16 protein-coding genes and 2 tRNA genes are annotated in these 18,979 nt (G+C 54.3%); 10 read left to right on the top strand and 8 right to left on the bottom strand.

What is annotated here, in order from left to right; all coding sequences use genetic code 11:
• Position 1 precedes the first annotated feature (1 nt).
• From aaeB to ACXI0A_RS19365, 3 genes are all read left to right on the top strand, one after another.
• Positions 2 to 1,954 (top strand): p-hydroxybenzoic acid efflux pump subunit AaeB, encoded by a 1,953-nt coding sequence (gene aaeB, locus ACXI0A_RS19375; protein WP_476150824.1) that lies wholly within the window; start codon positions 2 to 4, stop codon positions 1,952 to 1,954.
• A gap of 110 nt (positions 1,955 to 2,064) precedes the next feature.
• Positions 2,065 to 3,519 carry a succinate-semialdehyde dehydrogenase gene (locus ACXI0A_RS19370; protein WP_476151206.1) on the top strand — a complete coding sequence of 485 codons (1,455 nt, stop codon included), beginning with the start codon at positions 2,065 to 2,067 and terminating at the stop codon, positions 3,517 to 3,519.
• A 31-nt stretch (positions 3,520 to 3,550) separates the two neighbouring features.
• On the top strand, positions 3,551 to 3,820 hold the full coding sequence (locus ACXI0A_RS19365) for a barstar family protein (RefSeq protein WP_224934005.1): 270 nt from the start codon (positions 3,551 to 3,553) through the stop codon (positions 3,818 to 3,820).
• Positions 3,821 to 3,879: 59 nt separating this feature from the next.
• Here the strand turns inward: ACXI0A_RS19365 and yhcN (ACXI0A_RS19360) are convergent, their stop codons facing one another.
• From yhcN (ACXI0A_RS19360) to argR, 4 genes are all read right to left on the bottom strand, one after another.
• The gene (gene yhcN, locus ACXI0A_RS19360) at positions 3,880 to 4,146 is read right to left on the bottom strand and encodes a peroxide/acid stress response protein YhcN (RefSeq protein WP_224934004.1); all 267 of its coding nucleotides are present in this window, start codon (positions 4,144 to 4,146) and stop codon (positions 3,880 to 3,882) included.
• A gap of 105 nt (positions 4,147 to 4,251) precedes the next feature.
• Positions 4,252 to 4,518: a YdgH/BhsA/McbA-like domain containing protein gene (locus tag ACXI0A_RS19355; protein WP_058959558.1), complete on the bottom strand. Its 267-nt coding sequence runs from the start codon at positions 4,516 to 4,518 to the stop codon at positions 4,252 to 4,254.
• A gap of 90 nt (positions 4,519 to 4,608) precedes the next feature.
• Entirely contained in the window at positions 4,609 to 4,872 is a 264-nt protein-coding gene (gene yhcN / locus ACXI0A_RS19350; protein WP_034831133.1) for a peroxide/acid stress response protein YhcN, read from the bottom strand.
• A 491-nt stretch (positions 4,873 to 5,363) separates the two neighbouring features.
• A complete protein-coding gene (gene argR / locus ACXI0A_RS19345; RefSeq protein WP_100703261.1) occupies positions 5,364 to 5,834 on the bottom strand; it encodes a transcriptional regulator ArgR in 471 nt (156 codons plus the stop codon).
• Positions 5,835 to 6,254: 420 nt separating this feature from the next.
• Between argR and mdh the strand changes: the two genes are divergently transcribed.
• The gene (gene mdh / locus ACXI0A_RS19340) at positions 6,255 to 7,190 is read left to right on the top strand and encodes a malate dehydrogenase (RefSeq protein WP_224934003.1); all 936 of its coding nucleotides are present in this window, start codon (positions 6,255 to 6,257) and stop codon (positions 7,188 to 7,190) included.
• 46 nt (positions 7,191 to 7,236) lie between these two features.
• Here mdh and mscM read toward each other — a convergent pair whose 3' ends face one another.
• From mscM to rsgA, 3 genes are all read right to left on the bottom strand, one after another.
• Positions 7,237 to 10,572 (bottom strand): miniconductance mechanosensitive channel MscM, encoded by a 3,336-nt coding sequence (mscM, locus tag ACXI0A_RS19335; protein WP_476150825.1) that lies wholly within the window; start codon positions 10,570 to 10,572, stop codon positions 7,237 to 7,239.
• A gap of 14 nt (positions 10,573 to 10,586) precedes the next feature.
• Positions 10,587 to 11,483 (bottom strand): archaetidylserine decarboxylase, encoded by an 897-nt coding sequence (asd, locus tag ACXI0A_RS19330; RefSeq protein ID WP_224934001.1) that lies wholly within the window; start codon positions 11,481 to 11,483, stop codon positions 10,587 to 10,589.
• A 93-nt stretch (positions 11,484 to 11,576) separates the two neighbouring features.
• A complete protein-coding gene (gene rsgA / locus ACXI0A_RS19325) occupies positions 11,577 to 12,623 on the bottom strand; it encodes a small ribosomal subunit biogenesis GTPase RsgA (protein WP_224934000.1) in 1,047 nt (348 codons plus the stop codon).
• Positions 12,624 to 12,726: 103 nt separating this feature from the next.
• Between rsgA and orn the strand changes: the two genes are divergently transcribed.
• The 3 genes from orn to ACXI0A_RS19310 all read left to right on the top strand — a co-directional run bounded on the left by orn (position 12,727) and on the right by ACXI0A_RS19310 (position 13,740).
• Positions 12,727 to 13,275, top strand: coding sequence for an oligoribonuclease (gene orn / locus ACXI0A_RS19320; RefSeq protein ID WP_224933999.1), 549 nt, complete (start codon positions 12,727 to 12,729; stop codon positions 13,273 to 13,275).
• A gap of 289 nt (positions 13,276 to 13,564) precedes the next feature.
• Positions 13,565 to 13,640 (top strand) — tRNA-Gly (locus ACXI0A_RS19315).
• Between the two features lie 24 nt (positions 13,641 to 13,664).
• Positions 13,665 to 13,740 (top strand) — tRNA-Gly (locus tag ACXI0A_RS19310).
• A gap of 435 nt (positions 13,741 to 14,175) precedes the next feature.
• On the opposite strand, the gene queG is transcribed toward ACXI0A_RS19310, so the two are convergent.
• Entirely contained in the window at positions 14,176 to 15,315 is a 1,140-nt protein-coding gene (gene queG, locus ACXI0A_RS19305; RefSeq protein WP_476150826.1) for a tRNA epoxyqueuosine(34) reductase QueG, read from the bottom strand.
• Between queG and nnr the strand changes: the two genes are divergently transcribed.
• Genes nnr through amiB form a run of 3 tightly spaced genes read left to right on the top strand, consistent with a single transcriptional unit; the run spans position 15,314 to position 18,957 of the window.
• On the top strand, positions 15,314 to 16,831 hold the full coding sequence (gene nnr, locus ACXI0A_RS19300) for a bifunctional ADP-dependent NAD(P)H-hydrate dehydratase/NAD(P)H-hydrate epimerase (protein ID WP_476150827.1): 1,518 nt from the start codon (positions 15,314 to 15,316) through the stop codon (positions 16,829 to 16,831). The two genes, queG and nnr, sit on opposite strands and share 2 nt — an antisense overlap.
• A 3-nt stretch (positions 16,832 to 16,834) precedes the next feature.
• On the top strand, positions 16,835 to 17,311 hold the full coding sequence (tsaE, locus tag ACXI0A_RS19295) for a tRNA (adenosine(37)-N6)-threonylcarbamoyltransferase complex ATPase subunit type 1 TsaE (protein ID WP_034829377.1): 477 nt from the start codon (positions 16,835 to 16,837) through the stop codon (positions 17,309 to 17,311).
• Positions 17,308 to 18,957, top strand: coding sequence for an N-acetylmuramoyl-L-alanine amidase AmiB (gene amiB, locus ACXI0A_RS19290; protein ID WP_476150828.1), 1,650 nt, complete (start codon positions 17,308 to 17,310; stop codon positions 18,955 to 18,957). The genes tsaE and amiB overlap by 4 nt, the downstream gene beginning before the upstream one ends.
• Positions 18,958 to 18,979: the final 22 nt, after the last annotated feature.

Here is an 18,979-nt window from a genome sequence, read left to right as displayed (position 1 = left end):
TATGATTGAATTTTTGCGTTTCCCGGTGAAGCTGACATTTGCGCTGGTTGCGGCGCTGATGATTGGTTTTCACTTTAATCTGGAAACGCCGCGTTGGGCGGTCATGACTGCCGGCATTGTCGCCGGTGGTACCGCCTTTGCCGCAGGGGGCGACCCCTATTCTGGCGCACTGCGCTATCGCGGCATTCTGCGCATTATCGGTACCTTTATTGGCTGTATCGCCGCACTGACCATCATGATCGCCACGGTGCGGGCCCCAGTGGTGATGCTGCTGCTGTGCTGTTTATGGGCAGGCATGTGCGTCTGGCTCTCTTCGCTGATTAAAGTTGAGAACTCCTACGCGTTGGGTCTGGCGGGTTACACTGCACTGATTATCGTCATTACCGCCGATGCCAGTGGCGGTTTAACGCTGGCACCACAGTTTGCCGTTGAACGTTGCAGTGAAATTGTCATTGGTATTCTGTGTGCGATTCTCGCTGACATGCTGTTCTCGCCGCGCTCTATCAAAAAAGTGATCGAGGCAGAAGTCGATGCCCTGCTGGTGGCGCATTACAAGCTGCTGCAACTGTGTGTGGCACACGCAGATAAAGACGAAGTGGATAGAACCTGGAGCGCGTTAGTGCGCCGCACCACCGCGCTCAACGGCATGCGTAGCCAGTTGATGATGGAATCTTCGCGCTGGAAGAATTCCAGCCGCCGCCTGCAGATGCTGAATACGCTGTCGCTGACGTTGATTACACAAGCGGCCGAAACCTTTCTAATTCAGAACGCCCGTCCAGACTATATCCCGACGCAATATCGCCTGCTGATTGAGAAAGACGTTCATAACGTTGATGACGTGCATAAGCGTATGAAGGTGATGCGTCGTCTGATCAGCGTCAGCAACAAAAATGTGCCGATGACGGTGGCAAGTTGGGTCGGCGCTGCCACGGAATATCTGTTGCTGATTAACGGAGTGCGCAGCAACAGCCGTATCACCACGCTGGAAGAGAGTATCCTGCAGCGCGAAGTGGTGATTCAGGCACGTTCGGCGGAAACCCATCACGCGATGATTAACGGTGTGCGAACCTTTGTGGCGACCGCACTGGGTTCCCTGTTCTGGCTATACACCGGCTGGACATCCGGCAGTGGCTGTATGGTGATGCTGGCCGTTATCACCGCGCTGGCGATGCGTATGCCGAATCCCCTGATGATGGCGAAAGACTTCTTCTACGGTATGGCCTTCGCCGTGCCGCTCGGCATGCTCTATTTTGTCTATATCCTGCCGGCCACGCAGCAAAGCGCGTTGTTGTTGTGCATCGCGATTGGCGCATTGGGCTTTATCGGCGGTATCTTTGTTCAGCGGCGTCAGATTGGTACGTTAGGGGCGCTAATTGGCACCATCAACGTGCTGGTGCTGGATAACCCGATGAAATTTGAGTTCAACGTATTCCTCGATAATGCGTTGGGCCAGTGGATTGGCAGCTTTGTAGCGATGATGGTGATTCTGCTGATTCGCGATAAATCTAAAGCACGTACCGGTCGTAAGCTGCTGAACCGTTTTATGTATGCAGCTGTGGCTGCCCTGACCACTAATCAGGCACGCCGCCGGGAAAACCATCTGCCCGCGCTGTATCAGCAACTGTTCCTGCTGCTCAATCTGTTTCCCGGCGATATCGACAAATACCGCATTGCGCTGACGCTGATTATCGGCCATCAACGACTGCGTAATGCCGAAGTGCCGGTTAACGCAGAGCTATCGGCCTTTCACCGGCAGTTGCGCTACACCGCGGACCGTATTATTTCCGCATCCAGTGATGACAAACGGCGCTACTACTTCGAGCGATTGTTGCAGGAGCTGGAGGTGTATCAGGAAAAACTACACCACTATTCAGCGCCTGAAAGTGTCACCGAACCGGTTAAACGGCTTTCTCTGATGCTGGATAAGTACCAGAACACGCTCATCCAAATCTGAAATTGGCCGCTGCACCCTGCAGCGGCCTTTTGATCCCACGTTGACACAAAACCCTGCGATTTTGGCATCTATACTTTTCTGACAGGAAGCAAACTGACAGGAGAATAATGATGTCCACCTCTCTGCAACAACATCCGCTGTTTAAGACCGGTTATTTCTCTGCGGGACAATGGCATAAGGCCAGTACCACCTTTGATGTGACCAATCCGGCCACCGGTGACGTGCTGGCGAAAGTGGCGAAAGCCGGTAAGAGCGAAACGGAACAAGCCATTGCTGCAGCCCAGCAGGCTTTTCCCGCGTGGCGTGATAAAACCGCTAAGCAGCGCGCTGAGATCCTTAATCGCTGGTATCAACTGATCATCGAGAACAAAAGCTGGCTCGGGCAACTGATGACCGCCGAGCAGGGCAAACCCCTTAAAGAAGCAGAAGGTGAAGTCGAGTACGCCGCCAGCTTTATTCAATGGTTTGCTGAGCAGGCTAAGCGTGCCAATGGCGAAATCATCCCACCGGCGAAACCGGGTTCACGCATTCTGGCTACACGTGAGCCGATTGGTGTGGTGGCGGCTATCACGCCGTGGAATTTCCCGATGGCGATGCTGACACGCAAACTGGGCCCGGCGCTGGCAGCAGGCTGCACTGGCATCATCAAACCGGCCAATAACACCCCGCTGTGTGCCTTTGCGTTAGTCGCGCTGGCGCAGGAAGCGGGCGTACCCGACGGCGTATTGAATGCGGTGGCGGGTGATACGCATGCCATTAGCGACGCGATTATGGCCAGCAAGGCGGTGCGCAAAATCTCGTTTACCGGTTCAACCGCCGTGGGTAAAACGCTGATGCGCAACGCCGCAGACACCATGAAGAAAGTGTCGATGGAGCTGGGCGGCAATGCGCCTTACATCGTGTTTGAGGATGCGGATATTGATGCGGCGGTACAGGGCGCGATTGCTAACAAATTCCGCAACGCAGGACAGGTGTGCGTCAGCGTGAATCGCTTTTATGTGCACAACGCGGTTTACGATCGTTTCGTCAGTCAATTGACCGATGCGGTGGGCAAGCTGAAAGTGGGTAATGGCGTTGAAGAAGGCGTGATAGTCGGCCCGCTGATTGAGCACTCGGCGCTGGAAAAAGTGGAAGAGCACGTGAAAGATGCGCTGAGCAAAGGCGGTAAGTTACTTGTCGGAGGCGAACGTCATCCGCTGGGGGGCAATTTCTGGCAGCCCACGGTAATTGCCGAGGCGCATGAAGAGATGAAACTGGCTCAGGAAGAAACTTTTGGTCCGGTAGCCGCCTGTTTCCGCTTTGATGATGAAGCGGATGTGATTCAGCGTGCCAATAACACCGAATACGGTTTAGCTGCCTATTTTTACACCCAGAATCTGCAGCGGGTGTTCCGCGTCTCCGCAGCGCTGGAAGCCGGGATGATTGGCATTAATGAGTGTGCCGTGTCCACTGAACTGGCACCCTTTGGTGGTGTGAAAGAGTCCGGTTTAGGGCGTGAAGGATCGGTGCTGGGGATGGAAGAGTACCTGGAAGTGAAAGCGCTGCATATTGGTGGGCTGGCCTGATGGGCGGCCCTGCCTGAAAGAGGGAATCACGATGAGAACCGAGCGTTTTGATTTCGACGAAATCGTCGATCAAGCCCATTTCTATCGCCAGTTCAGCGATCGTTTTGCACTGACAGATCCCGGCATTGACGATCTGGACGATCTTTGGGCGGTGATCCAAGGTGATCAGTTGCCGTTGCCGCTGGAAATTGAGTTTGTGAATCTGGGAACAGGGCAGAAACGCCGGTATGGCGCATTAATCCTGCTATTTGATGAAGCAGAAGAGGAGCTGGAGGGTCAGCTCCGCTTTAATGTGAAGTGACAAGCCGAAAAAGGGCCCCGGCGAGCGGGGCCAAAGGGTTCGTCAGAATTGACGAGGAATTATTTGTACAGCTCAGCGGTCACGTGATAGCTGTCACCGGTATTGGCTTCAATCACTTTATAAGCACTGGCACCTTGTGCATCGGCTTTCTGTGAAAGCTCAGCACGGTAATCCATTGGCGAACCGCCGGTACCGCTGACGGTGATAGTGCTGCCGGTAGGTTGCAGATTTTGCGCCTGCTCATTCGTTACCAATTGGGCTGCTGAAGCACCGAAGGCAAACAGGGAAAGAAGGCTGGCGGCTGCGATGGTTGCTTTGATTTTCATAATTTTTCTCCTCGTTGTAATCAACAACCTGCGGCAAAAAGTGGGTGAGGCGGGTCGTCGATCAATTGTCTGGCGCCGTTCAGGCGCCCGACGTTCGATTTAGTCTTATTTGTACAGTTCAGCGGTCACGTGGAAGGTGTCACCGCGATTGTTTTCAATGATGCGATAGTGGCTGGCACCTTGCGCATCGGCTTTCTGCGACAGTTCCTGACGGACATTCGTCTGGTCACCGTCAACACCACTCACACTGACAGTTTGGTTCAGCGGTTGCAGCTGTGCGGCTTGTTCGTTAGAAACCAGGCTAGCGGCGCTGGCACCGAAAGACAGTACGGAAGCCAGACCGACAATGGCGATAGCTAATTTGGTTTTCATGATTCACTCTCCTGAAATTGGGTTTGGCAACCTGAGAGGCAAATGCGTCTCAAACGGGTCGCCGTTCACACTGCGTCTTGTTCAGTAAACTTATTTATAAAGTTCAGCGGTGGCGTGATAGCTGTCGCCGGTATTCGCTTCGATCACACGGTAGGCTTTAGCGCCTTCCTGATCGGCTTTGGCATTCAGCTGTTCATGGATATCCATCGGAGAACCGCCCACGCCGCTCACACTGATGGTGCCGGCAGGTTGCAGATTCGCTGCCTGTTGAGCATTGATAGAATCTGCTGCAAAAGCACCAAATGACAGGGCAGATAGAACACTCAGGGTTGCGATAGTAGTTTTAACGTTCATGGTATTTTTCCTCGTCTTCTGTTTTTATCTTTTTCTTTCGTGTGATTTGCATCACGAAAACAAGTATAGATCTAATCACCCATGAAATTAATATCTGGCTAATAATGTTTGGTTGTTATTCTTTATCCTTATGGCACCTTTTTAGAACTGGAAGTTATTAAAAACGCTGAATTCTTAACCATTGACCATTATTTATTCGTAAAAACAATGATCTGCATCAAATTATCTTTTCGTGCGAAAGATCATGGTTGATCCCGCTGGCTGATACGAAATAGGAAGCGATAACCACTGAGCACAATATGTAAAGCAGTGTAAAATAGCGCTAATGGTTAAGAAGGGGAAAAGGTCGTACCAATATTTTACCGGGTGCAGAACCGGCAGCTATATAGATAACTTATTATTAACAAAGGATTTTGTAACAAGCGTGGCGGGAAACGTGTCAGTAATGAAGGTTGTTACCGGCAGATGAACTGCCGGTTAAGAGCAGGGTTTTATAGTTCCTGTTCGAATAAAACCAGCACGGCATCGTGCAGCTGTTTAACGGAGAAATTGCGCGCGGGAGTGATAAAGATGGTGTCATCACCGGCGATGGTACCGAGAATACCTTCTGCTTTACCAAGCGAATCCAGCAGGCGGGCAATCAACTGCGCGGCACCGGGGCTGGTGTGAATCACCACTAAGGCATCGTTGTAATCGATATCCAGCACCAGATTCTTCAATGGGCTGGTGGTGGTCGGCACGCCAAGTTCAGCTGGCAAGCAATACACCATTTCCATTTTGGCATTGCGGGTGCGCACGGCACCAAACTTGGTCAGCATACGAGAAACTTTTGACTGGTTGATGTTCTCGAAGCCGTCTTCCTGCAGCGCCTGCACGATTTCGCCCTGAGAGCTGAATTTTTCTTCTTTTAATAACGCTTTGAACGCTTTGATCAAGTCGTCTTGTTTTGATGGGTTTCGCATAAGCTACCAATAAAAGAGGGGTGCAGCAGGCAACAGGCCAGCGGCAGATAAATTATTATGCATTTAGATGAATTTTTATGCAATAAGCGTAGTGAGAGAATCGCGCTAATCAACTGCGGAGCGGCATTATAGCAGAGTTTTGTGTTGCGCCAAAATCGCGGGCTGACGCGCAAAGCGAAGGTTGCAATGTTGTTATAGTATTGAAGTGGTAACAACTATATCGATGATCATTGCCGTCCATTGTTTTCTGGCTGCGATTGTATCATTCAGGCGACTTCTGAAGTGGAGATGTCTCGGGAGCCGATTGCGGCGTCATGTTATTGCGCGACAGGTTTGTCGCTATCGCCTGAGAAGTTGATTAAACTCGTAACCTGATGGATTTTCGGCATATCTCTGCCCCACCTTCATAAGGAGTTCAGGATGAAAGTTGCCGTTCTCGGTGCAGCCGGTGGTATCGGCCAGGCGCTCGCACTGCTGCTCAAGACTCAATTACCCGCAGGTTCCGCTCTCTCACTTTATGATATCGCTCCGGTCACGCCAGGTGTGGCGGTCGATCTCAGCCATATTCCCACCGCCGTGAAGGTAGAAGGGTTTAGCGGCGAAGATGCGACACCTGCGCTGCATGGGGCAGATATTGTGCTGATTTCTGCTGGTGTGGCACGTAAACCCGGCATGGATCGCGCCGACCTGTTTAACGTCAACGCGGGCATTGTGCGAAACCTCATCGAACAGGTTGCCAGCACCGCGCCGAAAGCGCTGATCGGCGTCATCACCAATCCGGTTAACACCACGGTGGCCATTGCGGCTGAAGTGCTGAAAAAAGCGGGTGTGTACGACAAGAACCGCCTGTTTGGTATTTCTACCCTCGACATCATCCGCGCCAATACTTTTGTCGCAGCGCTCAAAGGCAAACAGCCAACTGAGATCGAGGTTCCGGTGGTGGGCGGTCACTCAGGCGTGACGATTTTACCGCTGCTTTCGCAGGTTAAAGGCATCAGCTTCAGTGAACAGGAAGTGGCTGACCTCACCAAACGTATTCAAAACGCCGGCACGGAAGTAGTGGAAGCCAAAGCCGGTGGCGGATCGGCGACCTTGTCCATGGGGCAGGCTGCGGCGCGCTTTGGACTCTCACTGGTGCGTGCGTTACAGGGCGAAGCCAACGTCGTGGAATGCGCTTATGTTGAAGGCGATGGCGAATATGCGCGCTTCTTCTCACAGCCGCTGCTGATCGGCAAGAACGGTATCGTGGAACGTCGCCCGTTGGGGCCTTTGAGTGCGTTTGAACAGCAGGCGCTCAGCGGCATGCTGGAGACGCTGAAGAAAGATATCGCGCAGGGCGAAGAGTTTGTGAAGTAACGCCCAGCAGAAAAAACAACGCCCGGTGATTGCCGGGCGTTGTCGTTTATAAGCCGCCAGATTTGAAAGTCTGGCTGGACGGTGATCCATTGCCCGCCGGCGTTTTACGTCCCAGCGTTTCCATACGCACCTGGAACGGTGGGAACGGCATCTCAATACCGTGCTCTTCAAAGCCACGCAAAATCAACTGATGCAGCTCATGACGCAGTGGCATGCGGTGACCCATCTCGGCAGCGTGCACACGCAGTTCAAACAGCTGAATACCTTGCTGCAAATCTACCAGGAACACATCCGGTGCAGGCATATCCAGCACGTAGGTACAGCGCTCGGCAGCCTGTTTAAGAATGTTGGTGACTTCATCACTGTTAACGTGCGCCGGGGCCGGGATGGTCAGCACTACGCGCGTGACGGAATCTGACAGCGACCAGTTAACGAATTGCTCAGTGATAAAGGCCTTGTTCGGCACGATAATCTCTTTACGGTCCCAGTCGGTAATCGTCGTGGCGCGGGTATTGATGCGGGTTATGCTGCCGGTCAAATCGCGAATGGTCACGGTATCACCAATACGAATCGGCTTTTCGAACAGGATAATCAGACCAGAAATAAAGTTGGCGAAGATCTCCTGCATACCAAAGCCCAGTCCCAGACCTAATGCCGCCACCAGCCACTGCAGTTTCGCCCATTCAACGCCAATGATGGAGAAGCCGACTAACCCGCCAATCAACATCAGTACGTATTTGGTCAGGGTGGTAATAGCGTAACCGGTGCCGGGCGTCAGGCTGATGTGTTGCAGCAGTGCCAGTTCCAGCAGGGCAGGCATGTTGCGCACCAGCTGGGTGGTAATAATGAACACCAGGATGGCAATCAGCACCGCACCCAGCGTTATCGGCTGTACGCTTTTGACACCCTGCACCGTGGTGCTGGCATCCCACAGCGGGATATTGTCGAGGAAGCTAAAGGCCGAGTGAATTTCCGACCACAGCACAATCACCGACACCAGCGCAATCAACGTCAGAATGGAGCGCACCAAACGCAATGACTGCGCGCTGATCTCATCCAAATCCAGGCTTGGCTCTTCAATTTCGATGGTATCGGCGTTGGCGGGCGTTTGTTGATCTTTTTCTTCTTCACTGCGCGCACGGTTCGCCAGCATATCGGCACGGCGTTGACGGGCGCGGTCAAAGGCGATGCGGCGACGTTGGATCAGCATCCAGCGGCGAATAATGTGATAAATCACCAGCAGGAAGAACCAAATGCCCACCGATGTTTCCAGACGTGCCAGCAGAGCCTGAGCGGTCGCCAGATAGCCAATGCAGGAAGCGAGCGCCGCCACCAGCGGAATGGCAATCATCAGGTTCCATAAAATGCGGTTAATGAAGTTGTCGCCATTGCCCTCTTTATCCAGATACAGCGGAATCCCTGCACGTTTCAGGCTGACGGTGACAATACTTAACGCGCCGCAAATCAGGATAAAGCACAGGCGGCCGAGCGTGCCGGAGAACTGCGGATCGTCCAGATTGGCAAAGGCAATCAGCAGCATGATCAGCGGCACAATCAGGCCAACCGTGAGCGAGTAGTAACGCATGGCACGCGCCACGCGCGCTTGTGGCCAGCGGAAGTGCACCACAAACAGCCCATCATGACGCGCAAAGGCGGCGCTGATCATAAAGGCCCACAGCAGGGGCAGGGTGGCGGTGATGCCATCACCAATGGCAACGGCGAACGGATAAGGCCAGGCGTGCTGTAAGCCAAAGCCCAGCGCGGCCCACAGCACCGGCAGCGGCACGGCGACCAGGATAGACCAGAACACCGTGCGCAGCGTCAGGCTAAAGCGATCCTGAGTGACTTTCCCAACCTTGCTGGCGGAGCGTGCCATAAAGTCATTGAAATGACGACGCGAGCTGATACTGAAGCCTACCAGAAGCACCGCGCCAATAATCGGCACCACGGTTTCTTTGCTGGTAAACATCATCGCCAGCGCTTTACCGAGTTGCCCTAAGGTGTCCAGCGACAGCAGACGAGTTAAGTCACGCGCCACGTCAATCGGATACTTCAAATCGATGGCGCTGACATCCGCCGTCCAGAACAGATAACGGTGCGTAGCTTCTTTCACTTCGCCCAGCGCGTCCTGCAACTGCGTGTTCGACACCTTCAGCTTGGTGATTTCCAGAATCAGCGTATCGCAGCCGGAGATCAGTGAATTGAGCAGCTCGCGCTGGGTTTTCAGCTGGGCATCGAGAATACGGGTTTGCTCGCTGGTAAACGGCGTGCCATCGTCCTGCTTCTCCTTGCGAAGATCCTTTTGCCGCTCCAGTAAATCTTCATAATGCAGTCGCTGTACGCGCAGTTGGCCCATCTCACTGTCGATCTGCTGCGACTTCGGCATATCCGGCAGTCTGGCGACCTGGGCACGCAAAGCTTCACCCAACAGATTCGATGCGCCCAGCCATTGTGACTGCTCGCGTAGCGTGCTGAGCGCCTGACGCACTTGCAGCGTTTGATTGGTGGCCAGCCGTTGTTGCGAGGCGACCAAATCCATACGCTGAGCTTGCGCATTCAGGTCGGCTGATAGCTCACGGTTCACGCGGAATTGATCGCTGATCGAAGCCGGTAAATCGCCGCTGTTTTCCGCCAGCTGTTCGGTGCGCTCCAGCGCCAGTTCCGCTTCCCGCTGACGCTGATTATTAAGCTGATTGCGCAGCGATTGCAGGTAGTTATCCAGCTGCGTGGCTTTACGCTGATGCACTTCCGCCCGCATGCGCGCCAACTCCTGGCGATTATTGGCGGAGAGCTGTGCCAGTTCTAACTCATCGACGCGCGCTTTATTGGCGGCATTCTCTGCCAGGCGGGCATAAATCTGCGCCTGAGCCAGCGGCGTGGCGGCCGCTGAAAAGCCCTGAGCGCGGCGATCGCTCTCGGTCATCGCCCGACGTGCGTCAGTCTGCTGCTGTGGTAGCTGTGAAAGTGAATCGCTGATCTCTCGTGCGCGATCCTGCTCTTGCTGCGCCTGTCGGCCCTCTTCCAGCAGCTGGCTACTGATTTGCAGGATTTCCTGATCCAGCTCGGCGCTGCTCATGTTATTGCGCACCGTTTTGCTGCTGTCGGTCAGCGTGGCGATCTGCTGACGCAGTTCACGGGCCAGCCGCGGGAAATCATCAATCACCTGCTGATATTGTTTAGCACGCTCCAGCGATTCATCACGCTCAGAGAGGAAGTTGATCGCCGCTTCAATGGCCTGAACTTGCTCGGCTTGTGCAGGAGAGGCTTTGGCAGATTTGGCCGTCTCCAGCTCTTGCTTAAGCTGGCTTGCGGGAGGAACGGTGGCTGCCAATACAGAACTGCTGAGCACCAGGCTCAGCAGCAGAGAGAGAAAAACGCGCACGGGATAGGTTCCGGTTATTCAGCGAGCGGGGCGCTGTCGCCGGGCTGCGGCAGGGCAATCGCCAGCGGTTGGCCAAGACGGGTTTTGCTCTCAGCTTCGAGACTTTCCGCCAGCTTCACGCGGCCCGGTGCGAACAGGTTAATCACCGTTGAACCGAGTTTGAAACGTCCCATCTCCTGACCTTTCAGCAGCACAACGGCACCGTCATGATCGGCCGAAGGATATCGCCAGCGTTTGATCACGCCTTCGCGTGGTGGCGTAATGGTGCCCGCCCACACGGTTTCGATGCTGCCAACAATGGTCGCACCCACCAGAATCTGCACCATCGGGCCATGATCGGTATCGAAGACGCAGATCACACGCTCATTGCGTGCAAACAGGTTCGGGATGTTACGTGCTGTCAGCGGGTTGACGGAGTAAAGATCGCCCGGCACATAAATCATTTCGCGCAGAATGCCGTTACAAGGCATGTGTACGCGGTGGTAATCGCGCGGGGCAAGATAGGTGGTGATGAATTCACCATCGACAAATTTTTCCGCCAGATCGTCGTTACCGGCCAGCAAGGCTTGCAATGAATAGTAATGGCCTTTCGCCTGGAAGATCTGATCGCCTTCGATATGGCCTAACTGGCTCACTGCACCATCAGCAGGCAGCGCCAGCAGGGTCGCATCGGGATCAATTGGACGCGCACCCTCTTTTAAAGGACGTACGAAGAAGTCATTGAAAGTGCGATAGCTACCGGTATGGGGTTTGCTGGCTTCCGCCATATCCACTTTGTAGTACCAGACAAACATGTCGATGACCGCTTTGGTCAGCCAGCCACCGCGACGACTGGCGCCCCAGCCAGCAAGTTCGGTCAGCCCTTTTTTAGGCAGAATATGATTCAGGCCGAGTTTAAAACGATCAAACACCGTTGCCTCCTGGCTTAATTACGCTTGGTTTACACAAAAGGGGGCGGATTGTAGCAGCGCCCCGGTCAGTTGGCGAATGTGCCGTTGTACCCGTTAATCTTCGCTGGCGGAAAAGTTTTTACGCGTTTTTACCTGCGCCATACTCTCCAGAATCCGGTGGTAGTTATCGAAGCGCGAGCGATTAATCGTCCCTTCCTCTACCGCTTCGCGAATGGCACAGCCGGGATCGGTATCATGCTTGCAGTCGCGGAATCGGCAACCGCCGAGAAACTCACGGAATTCGACAAATCCACGGGTGATTTGTTCCGGCTCCAGATGCCATAAACCGAATTCACGTACGCCTGGAGAATCGATCACATCGCCGCCGTGCGGGAAGTGATAGAGGCGTGAAGCGGTGGTGGTGTGCTGGCCCAGACCGGAGTTATCAGACACATCATTAGTCAGAATCTCATCGCCTGCCAAATCCAGTCCCAACAGGTTGTTCAGCAAACTGGATTTACCCACGCCAGATTGACCGGCAAAAATGCTCACGCGATCGGTTAAGGCCTGCTCCAGCTCTGCCAGGCCATCTTTGGCGCGGCTTGAAACCATCAACACGCGATAGCCAATTTTGCGATAGATATCCATCTGCTTGTCGACAAATGCACGCGCCTCTTTGTCGAGCAGATCGGTTTTATTCAGCACCAGCAACGGTTCGACCCCGAGGGTCTCGCTGGCCACCAGATAACGATCGATAATATTCAGCGACAGCTCCGGCAGGATCGCCGATACAATAATGATCTGATCGATATTGGCAGCGATAGGTTTCACGCCGTCATAGAAATCCGGACGGGTCAGCACCGTTTTACGATCGTGAACCGCTTCCACGATACCTTTACCGCCGCCAATGGCCGCACGCCACAGCACACGGTCGCCGGTGACCAGCGAGCGAATGGTGCGGCGGATATTACATCGGTGCACTTCGCCCACGCCATCTTCCACGTCTGCGTGCATGCCGAAGCGACTGATCACTACGCCTTCGCTCACTTCTCCAAACAGGTTGTCATCCGGTTCCGGCTTTTCGTTCCGTTGCTGCAGACGACGCTGATGGTTAGCGCTTACGCGACGTTGTTGACCCTTCGACAGTTTATTTTTGCTCACGCATCCTCTCACGGCTTTCGCCAGGCTTCGCCCCGCTGGGCAAAACGTCTATGATACACCTGAAACGAGTGTAATGACGACTTTGGCAACAGGCGGGAAACGCATGACAGCTGGAAATGAAAATAATCTGATTTGGATCGACCTGGAAATGACCGGATTGGATCCGGAGCAGGATCGCATTATTGAGATCGCCACGATCGTCACCGATGCCAATCTTAACATCCTGGCAGAAGGCCCGGTGTTCGCTGTACATCAGTCTGATGATCAGCTGGCATTGATGGATGAGTGGAACGTACGCACGCACACGAATAGCGGTTTGGTGGAGCGCGTTAAGGCTAGCCAGTATGGCGATCGTGAAGCGGAGCTGGCGACGATTGAGTTCTTGAAACAGTGGGTACCTGCGAATACTTCGCCGATCTGCGGCAACAGCATTGGGCAGGATCGCCGTTTCTTATTCAAATACATGCCGGAGCTGGAAGCCTATTTCCATTACCGTTATCTGGATGTCAGCACGCTGAAAGAACTGGCGCGTCGCTGGAAACCCGATATCCTGCCAGGCTTCAAAAAAGCGGGGAGCCACCAGGCGCTGGATGATATCCGCGAGTCCGTTGCCGAGTTGGCGTACTATCGCGAACACTTCTTGCAGCTTTAATCGGCTAAGGGTGCGCAGGAAATCATCAGGTTGCTGATTAAAGCAGCAAACGCACTGAAAGCGCAAAATTTTGCTTTTAGACTCTTGCGACTGAAAGGATTTCTCGTATAATGCGCACCCCGTACCGGTGAAGAATTTACAACGGTGCGCAGCAGTAACACGAAGTTCCAGAATCAAGTATTTCGGTTTGCGGCAAGGCAGCAACTGAACGAATCACAGAGAGTTTACGTTAGTAAGTGACCTGTGTGAGTGAAGCTAACGCAGCAGCAAATTGAAAGACGAAGATTATGCGGGAATAGCTCAGTTGGTAGAGCACGACCTTGCCAAGGTCGGGGTCGCGAGTTCGAGTCTCGTTTCCCGCTCCAAACTTCGTTAGCAGTAACCTCTTTGCGGGAATAGCTCAGTTGGTAGAGCACGACCTTGCCAAGGTCGGGGTCGCGAGTTCGAGTCTCGTTTCCCGCTCCAGATTTTCATATTCACTAATGTTATTTGCCCTCGGGCGTAATCAGACTTAAAACTGCTGCAGTCTTAATCGATCTCATGCGGCCTGGTTTTCTTTCTGTTAATTTTGCGTTCCTTGTTAGCACCAATGATGCCTGTAGTCTGTTGCAGTTATCTTACAGGTTATCCACAATGCGCCTGCAACGTGCTGACGGCGTTTTACCCTATCTGCAAAACTGTTTTGAACAGAGTTATCCACAAGCTCTGGACAAGCCCCTGCGCGCTATATTCTACTTAAATGTTTACAGTAATCACTTAACTCATTGATTTTTAATGCCTTAAAGGTATTTCAGTCTGTGAATAGTCTTGCTAGACGATATAATGATCCCCGTCACTATTCGGCTCTATAATTTTATTCACAGCATGTGGAAAAGGATTTTATCCTGCGCGATTGGTTAATCACGCATCACGTGCCAGGCCTTTCTCGACGGCGCGCACTAATCGCTGTTTCTTCGCGGGCTGAACATCCACGCCCTGTGCCGCACGCCTCTGTAATTGCTGCGCAATGGCCCAATCAATATGCTCATCCAGCATGGCGTGTTCACCGCTGCGCATTTGCAACGCCACCAGATTTTCTTCTGCCCAGGGCGCATTGCCTAATGCCACCGCGATATTCCTCAGCCAGCGCAGGTGACCGATGCGTCGAATCGCAGAGCCTTCAGTGACGCGCAAGAACTTCGCTTCGTCCCACTTAAAAAGATCCACTAACGGCGGAGCATGCAGCACCGCACGCGGCGAGAAATCATCTTCATCTGTTAACTGACCATAACGATTCCACGGGCAGATAAGCTGGCAATCGTCACAGCCGTAGATGCGATTGCCAATCAGCGGACGGAACTCTTCAGGGATCGCGCCTTCCAGCTCGATGGTGAGATAGGAAATACAGCGCCGCGCATCGACCACATAGGGTTCGACAATGGCGGAGGTGGGGCAAATGGTAATGCAAGCGACGCAGCGGCCGCACTGTTCCTCTTGCGGCTGATCGACCGGTAGCGGTAAATCAATCAACAGCTCGCCAAGAAAGAACCAGGAACCCGCCTCACGGTTGAGAATAAGCGAGTGTTTACCGGTCCAGCCCAATCCTGCTTTGGCGGCAATCGGGCGTTCCAGAATCGGTGCGGAATCCACAAACGGACGGAAATTGAGTTCACCGCAATGGGCCTGAATCATTTCTCCAAGCTTTTTCAGGCGATTGCGCAATACTTTGTGATAATCGCGGCCCAGCGCATAGCGGCTGACATAGCCTAGCTGTGGATTTTTTAAGGTGCTGGCAAACGCCGCTTTGGCCGGAAGGTAGTTCATGCGCACGCTGATCACGCGCAGTGTGCCGGGCAGGAGTTCATGCGGACGCGCACGCATCATGCCGTGGCGCGCCATCCAGTCCATCTCTCCGTGATACTGCTTCTCCAGCCAGTCCTGTAATTTGGGCTCTTCAGCGCTAAGATCGGTATCGCAAATACCAACCTGCTGAAAGCCGAGTTCGCGCCCCCACTGTTTAATTTGGTGGGCAAGCTGTTGAAGATCGAGAGGGTATGACATGAGAAACCAGGCAATTGAAGCAAACCCGCGCAGTTTACCACACTCTGTCTGGCCTGCGCAGGCGATAGGGCAACTGGAGCGCGATGCGGCGGATAGCCTGGGCTTGACCTTGTATGAATTGATGCTGCGCGCGGGGCAGGCGAGCTATGAGCGGGTGCGGGCGCAATGGCCTCAGGCGCAGCATTGGCTGATTCTGTGCGGGCACGGTAATAACGGGGGCGATGGCTATGTGGTGGCGCGACTGGCGCAGGCTGCGGGGCTAAATGTGACGTTGCTGGCGTGTAACGGCAACAAGCCGCTGCCGGAGGAAGCGCAGCAGGCGCAAGAAGCCTGGCTGGCGGCGGGGGGCGTAATTCATGCACCGGATGCGCCATGGCCGGAAAAGAGTGATGTGATCATCGATGCATTGCTGGGCACCGGCATCAATCGTGCGCCCGCCGCGCCTTACGCTGAGCTGATTGAGCTGGCCAACGCGCATGCTGCACCGATATTCGCGATAGATATTCCTTCGGGATTGGATGCCGCCACCGGCACCACGCCAGGCAATGCCATCATCGCGGATGACACCCTTAGCATGATTGTGCTGAAACCGGGGCTGTTAACCGGCAAAGCTCGCGATCACGTGGGTCGTTTGCATTGTGATGCGTTAGGGCTAGGTGCCTTCCTCGCGGGTGAAACGGCCGCCATCCAACGCTACGATGCGGCTGATCTTACGCATTGGTTGAAACCACGCAAAGCCACCTCGCATAAAGGCGATCATGGACGTTTAGTGGTGGTGGGAGGGGATACCGGCACCGCCGGGGCGATCCGAATGACGGCGGAAGCGGCGCTGCGCAGTGGCGCTGGGCTTGTGCGTGTGCTCACGCATGAAGATAATATCGGTCCGATTTTGACGGCCCGGCCGGAGCTCATGGTCGACAAGCTGAGTGAAGAAACGCTGGAACAGGCCCTGCGATGGGCGGACGTGATCGCTATCGGACCTGGGCTGGGACAACGTGATTGGGCTCAGAAGGCACTGAAAAAAGTCGCGGCCAGTGAAAAGCCGATGCTTTGGGATGCTGATGCGCTTAACCTGCTGGCAATCAAGCCGGATTACCGTCAGAATCGCATCATTACACCCCATCCTGGCGAGGCCGCACGGCTATTGGGCGTTAAGACCAGTGAGATCGAGTGCGATCGCTTACATGCGGCGCAAACTCTTGCCAAACGCTACGGCGGTGTGGTGGTGCTAAAAGGTGCGGGCACGATGATTGCCAGCGCGGCGGGTGACATCGCGATTGCCGATGTTGGCAATGCGGGCATGGCATCCGGCGGCATGGGCGATGTACTGAGCGGTATCATTGCGGCCATGCTGGGCCAGAAACTGACTTTACTTGAGGCAGCCTGCGCGGGCTGTGTCGCACACGGTGCAGCGGCAGATGCGGTTGCCCGGCAGCGTGGCACGCGCGGTATGTTAGCCACTGATTTGTTCGAACTGCTGTGGCAGTTTGTTAATCCAGAGATGATTCAACAATAAAGCATGAAGACCTGTGTTATCCCTTTGCCCGATGAGGCGGCAACCCTGAATCTGGGTGCGCAACTGGCCCGCGTTTGCAGCAGCGCGTTGGTTATCTATCTTTATGGCGATCTCGGCGCCGGTAAAACCACCTTTAGCCGTGGTTTTTTGCAGGCGCTTGGCCATCAGGGTAATGTCAAAAGCCCAACCTATACGCTGGTAGAGCCGTACGAACTTGGCTCACGTACGCTTTATCACTTCGATCTCTATCGCCTGGCCGATCCCGAAGAGCTTGAGTTTATGGGGATCCGTGACTACTTCAGCGGGGATGCATTGTGTCTGGTCGAATGGCCGCAACAGGGCGCCGGTGTGTTACCCGAACCCGATCTGGCATTGACGCTGCGCTATGTGGACGCAGCGCGAGAAGCGGAGATCAGCGCGGTATCTGCGGTGGGTGAAACGCTGCTGGCACAATTCCAGCAAGGCAGGGAATCGGCATGACTTCATGGATGAAAGGAATTCTGCTGGCTGCGCTCTGTATGGTTTCGGCTTCGGCGTTATCTGCCACTTTGTCAGACATCAAAGTGGATAACGGTGACAGCCAGGCAACCGTCACGCTGAGCTTTAACGGCCAGCCGGTGTATGGTTTCTTCCCATTGCACAACCCCAATCGCGTGGTGCTGGATATCCGCCAAAGCGGTGCGATCAAGGGCTTACCGCTGAACTTTAGCGGCGAGAATATCGTGCAACGTATCCGTAATAGCCAGCCGAAAGACAAACAGAGTATTCGTCTGGTGTTCGAACTGACGCAGGCGGCGCACACGCGTGCGACCACTCAGCGTGACGGCAATCAGTATCGCGTGGTGTTTACCATTCGTGGTACGCAACCGGTAAAACGCAGTACGGCTGCTGCACCGGTGACCACTGCCCGCCAAAGCGAAAGTGCGGCTAACCCGTTTAACGGCAATCCGGTGACCGCCGTCACCAGTAGCAATACCACGGTACGTCCGGGTGGCGCGGTTTCCCGTAATGATACGGTGATTGTGGCGATTGATGCCGGTCACGGCGGTCAGGATCCCGGTGCATCTGGCCAACACGGTTTGCACGAGAAGAACGTCACCATTGCCATTGCGCGTAAACTGAAAGCGCTGATGGATCAGGATCCGATGTTTAAACCGGTGCTGACGCGTAACGGCGACTACTTTATTTCGGTGATGGGCCGTTCCGAAGTGGCGCGTAAAGAGAATGCCAATTTACTGGTATCGATTCACGCTGACGCTGCACCTAACCATTCGGCGACGGGTGCATCGGTTTGGGTGTTGTCGAACCGCCGCGCCAATAACGAAATGGCGAATTGGCTGGAACAGAAAGAGAAGCAGTCAGAATTGTTGGGCGGTGCGGGTGATTTGCTGGCAAACAGTCAGGCGGACCCTTACCTGAGTCAGGCGGTGCTGGATCTGCAGTTTGGCCATTCGCAGCGCGTTGGCTATGACGTTGCAGTGAAAGTATTGCAGCAGCTGCGCGGAATCACGCCACTGCATAAACGTTTACCGGAACACGCCAGTCTGGGCGTGTTGCGTTCACCGGATATCCCTTCTTTACTGGTTGAAACTGGCTTTATCAGTAACGCAGCGGAGGAGCGGCTGCTCGGCAGCAGCGCGTATCAGGAGAAGATTGCTCAGTCGATTTATAAAGGACTGCGTAATTATTTCCTCGCGCATCCGCTGCAATCGCTCCCAAAGGAGGAAAACCGGCCGCTGGACAGCGCACCAGCGGTTAGCGTTGCCAGCAACCCGGCAACCGGTACCGTGCAATACACTGGCGCCACGCAGCGGCATACGGTCACGCGCGGTGAGACCTTGTCAGGGATTGCCGCCAAATACGGTGTCAGCATGGCAACCTTGCGTGACCTCAATAGCCTGAAGCGCGATGTGGTTTGGGTAGGGCAGCGCCTGAAGGTCCCGGCGAAATCAGGCGTCAGCGTGACTGCCGCGAGTCGCCCCGCGCGACACAAAGTGGTTCGCGGTGACTCGCTCACCGGCATTGCCGCCCATTATGGTGTGAGCCCCAAAGCCATCATGCAGGCGAATAATATGAAGTCGAGCAACGTGATGCTGGGGCAAAACTTAAAGATTCCACAATCCTGATTGCTGGCGCTGCGGCGCCAGT

The sequence above is a fragment of the Pantoea sp. C1E2 genome (assembly GCF_056491465.1).
The sequence above is the reverse complement of the archived record's forward strand: the minus strand, read 5'-3'. Positions and strand labels throughout refer to the sequence as shown.

What these genes read in the sequence shown, in the direction of transcription:
- tsaE (WP_034829377.1), top strand. Translation starts at nt 16,835, where the DNA reads ATGAAGACCTGTGTTATCCCTTTGCCCGATGAGGCGGCAACCCTGAAT.
- queG (WP_476150826.1), bottom strand. Translation starts at nt 15,315, where the DNA reads ATGTCATACCCTCTCGATCTTCAACAGCTTGCCCACCAAATTAAACAG.
- nnr (WP_476150827.1), top strand. Translation starts at nt 15,314, where the DNA reads ATGAGAAACCAGGCAATTGAAGCAAACCCGCGCAGTTTACCACACTCT.
- ACXI0A_RS19370 (WP_476151206.1), top strand. Translation starts at nt 2,065, where the DNA reads ATGTCCACCTCTCTGCAACAACATCCGCTGTTTAAGACCGGTTATTTC.
- yhcN (WP_034831133.1), bottom strand. Translation starts at nt 4,872, where the DNA reads ATGAACGTTAAAACTACTATCGCAACCCTGAGTGTTCTATCTGCCCTG.
- ACXI0A_RS19355 (WP_058959558.1), bottom strand. Translation starts at nt 4,518, where the DNA reads ATGAAAACCAAATTAGCTATCGCCATTGTCGGTCTGGCTTCCGTACTG.
- yhcN (WP_224934004.1), bottom strand. Translation starts at nt 4,146, where the DNA reads ATGAAAATCAAAGCAACCATCGCAGCCGCCAGCCTTCTTTCCCTGTTT.
- ACXI0A_RS19365 (WP_224934005.1), top strand. Translation starts at nt 3,551, where the DNA reads ATGAGAACCGAGCGTTTTGATTTCGACGAAATCGTCGATCAAGCCCAT.
- orn (WP_224933999.1), top strand. Translation starts at nt 12,727, where the DNA reads ATGACAGCTGGAAATGAAAATAATCTGATTTGGATCGACCTGGAAATG.
- argR (WP_100703261.1), bottom strand. Translation starts at nt 5,834, where the DNA reads ATGCGAAACCCATCAAAACAAGACGACTTGATCAAAGCGTTCAAAGCG.
- aaeB (WP_476150824.1), top strand. Translation starts at nt 2, where the DNA reads ATGATTGAATTTTTGCGTTTCCCGGTGAAGCTGACATTTGCGCTGGTT.
- mdh (WP_224934003.1), top strand. Translation starts at nt 6,255, where the DNA reads ATGAAAGTTGCCGTTCTCGGTGCAGCCGGTGGTATCGGCCAGGCGCTC.
- amiB (WP_476150828.1), top strand. Translation starts at nt 17,308, where the DNA reads ATGACTTCATGGATGAAAGGAATTCTGCTGGCTGCGCTCTGTATGGTT.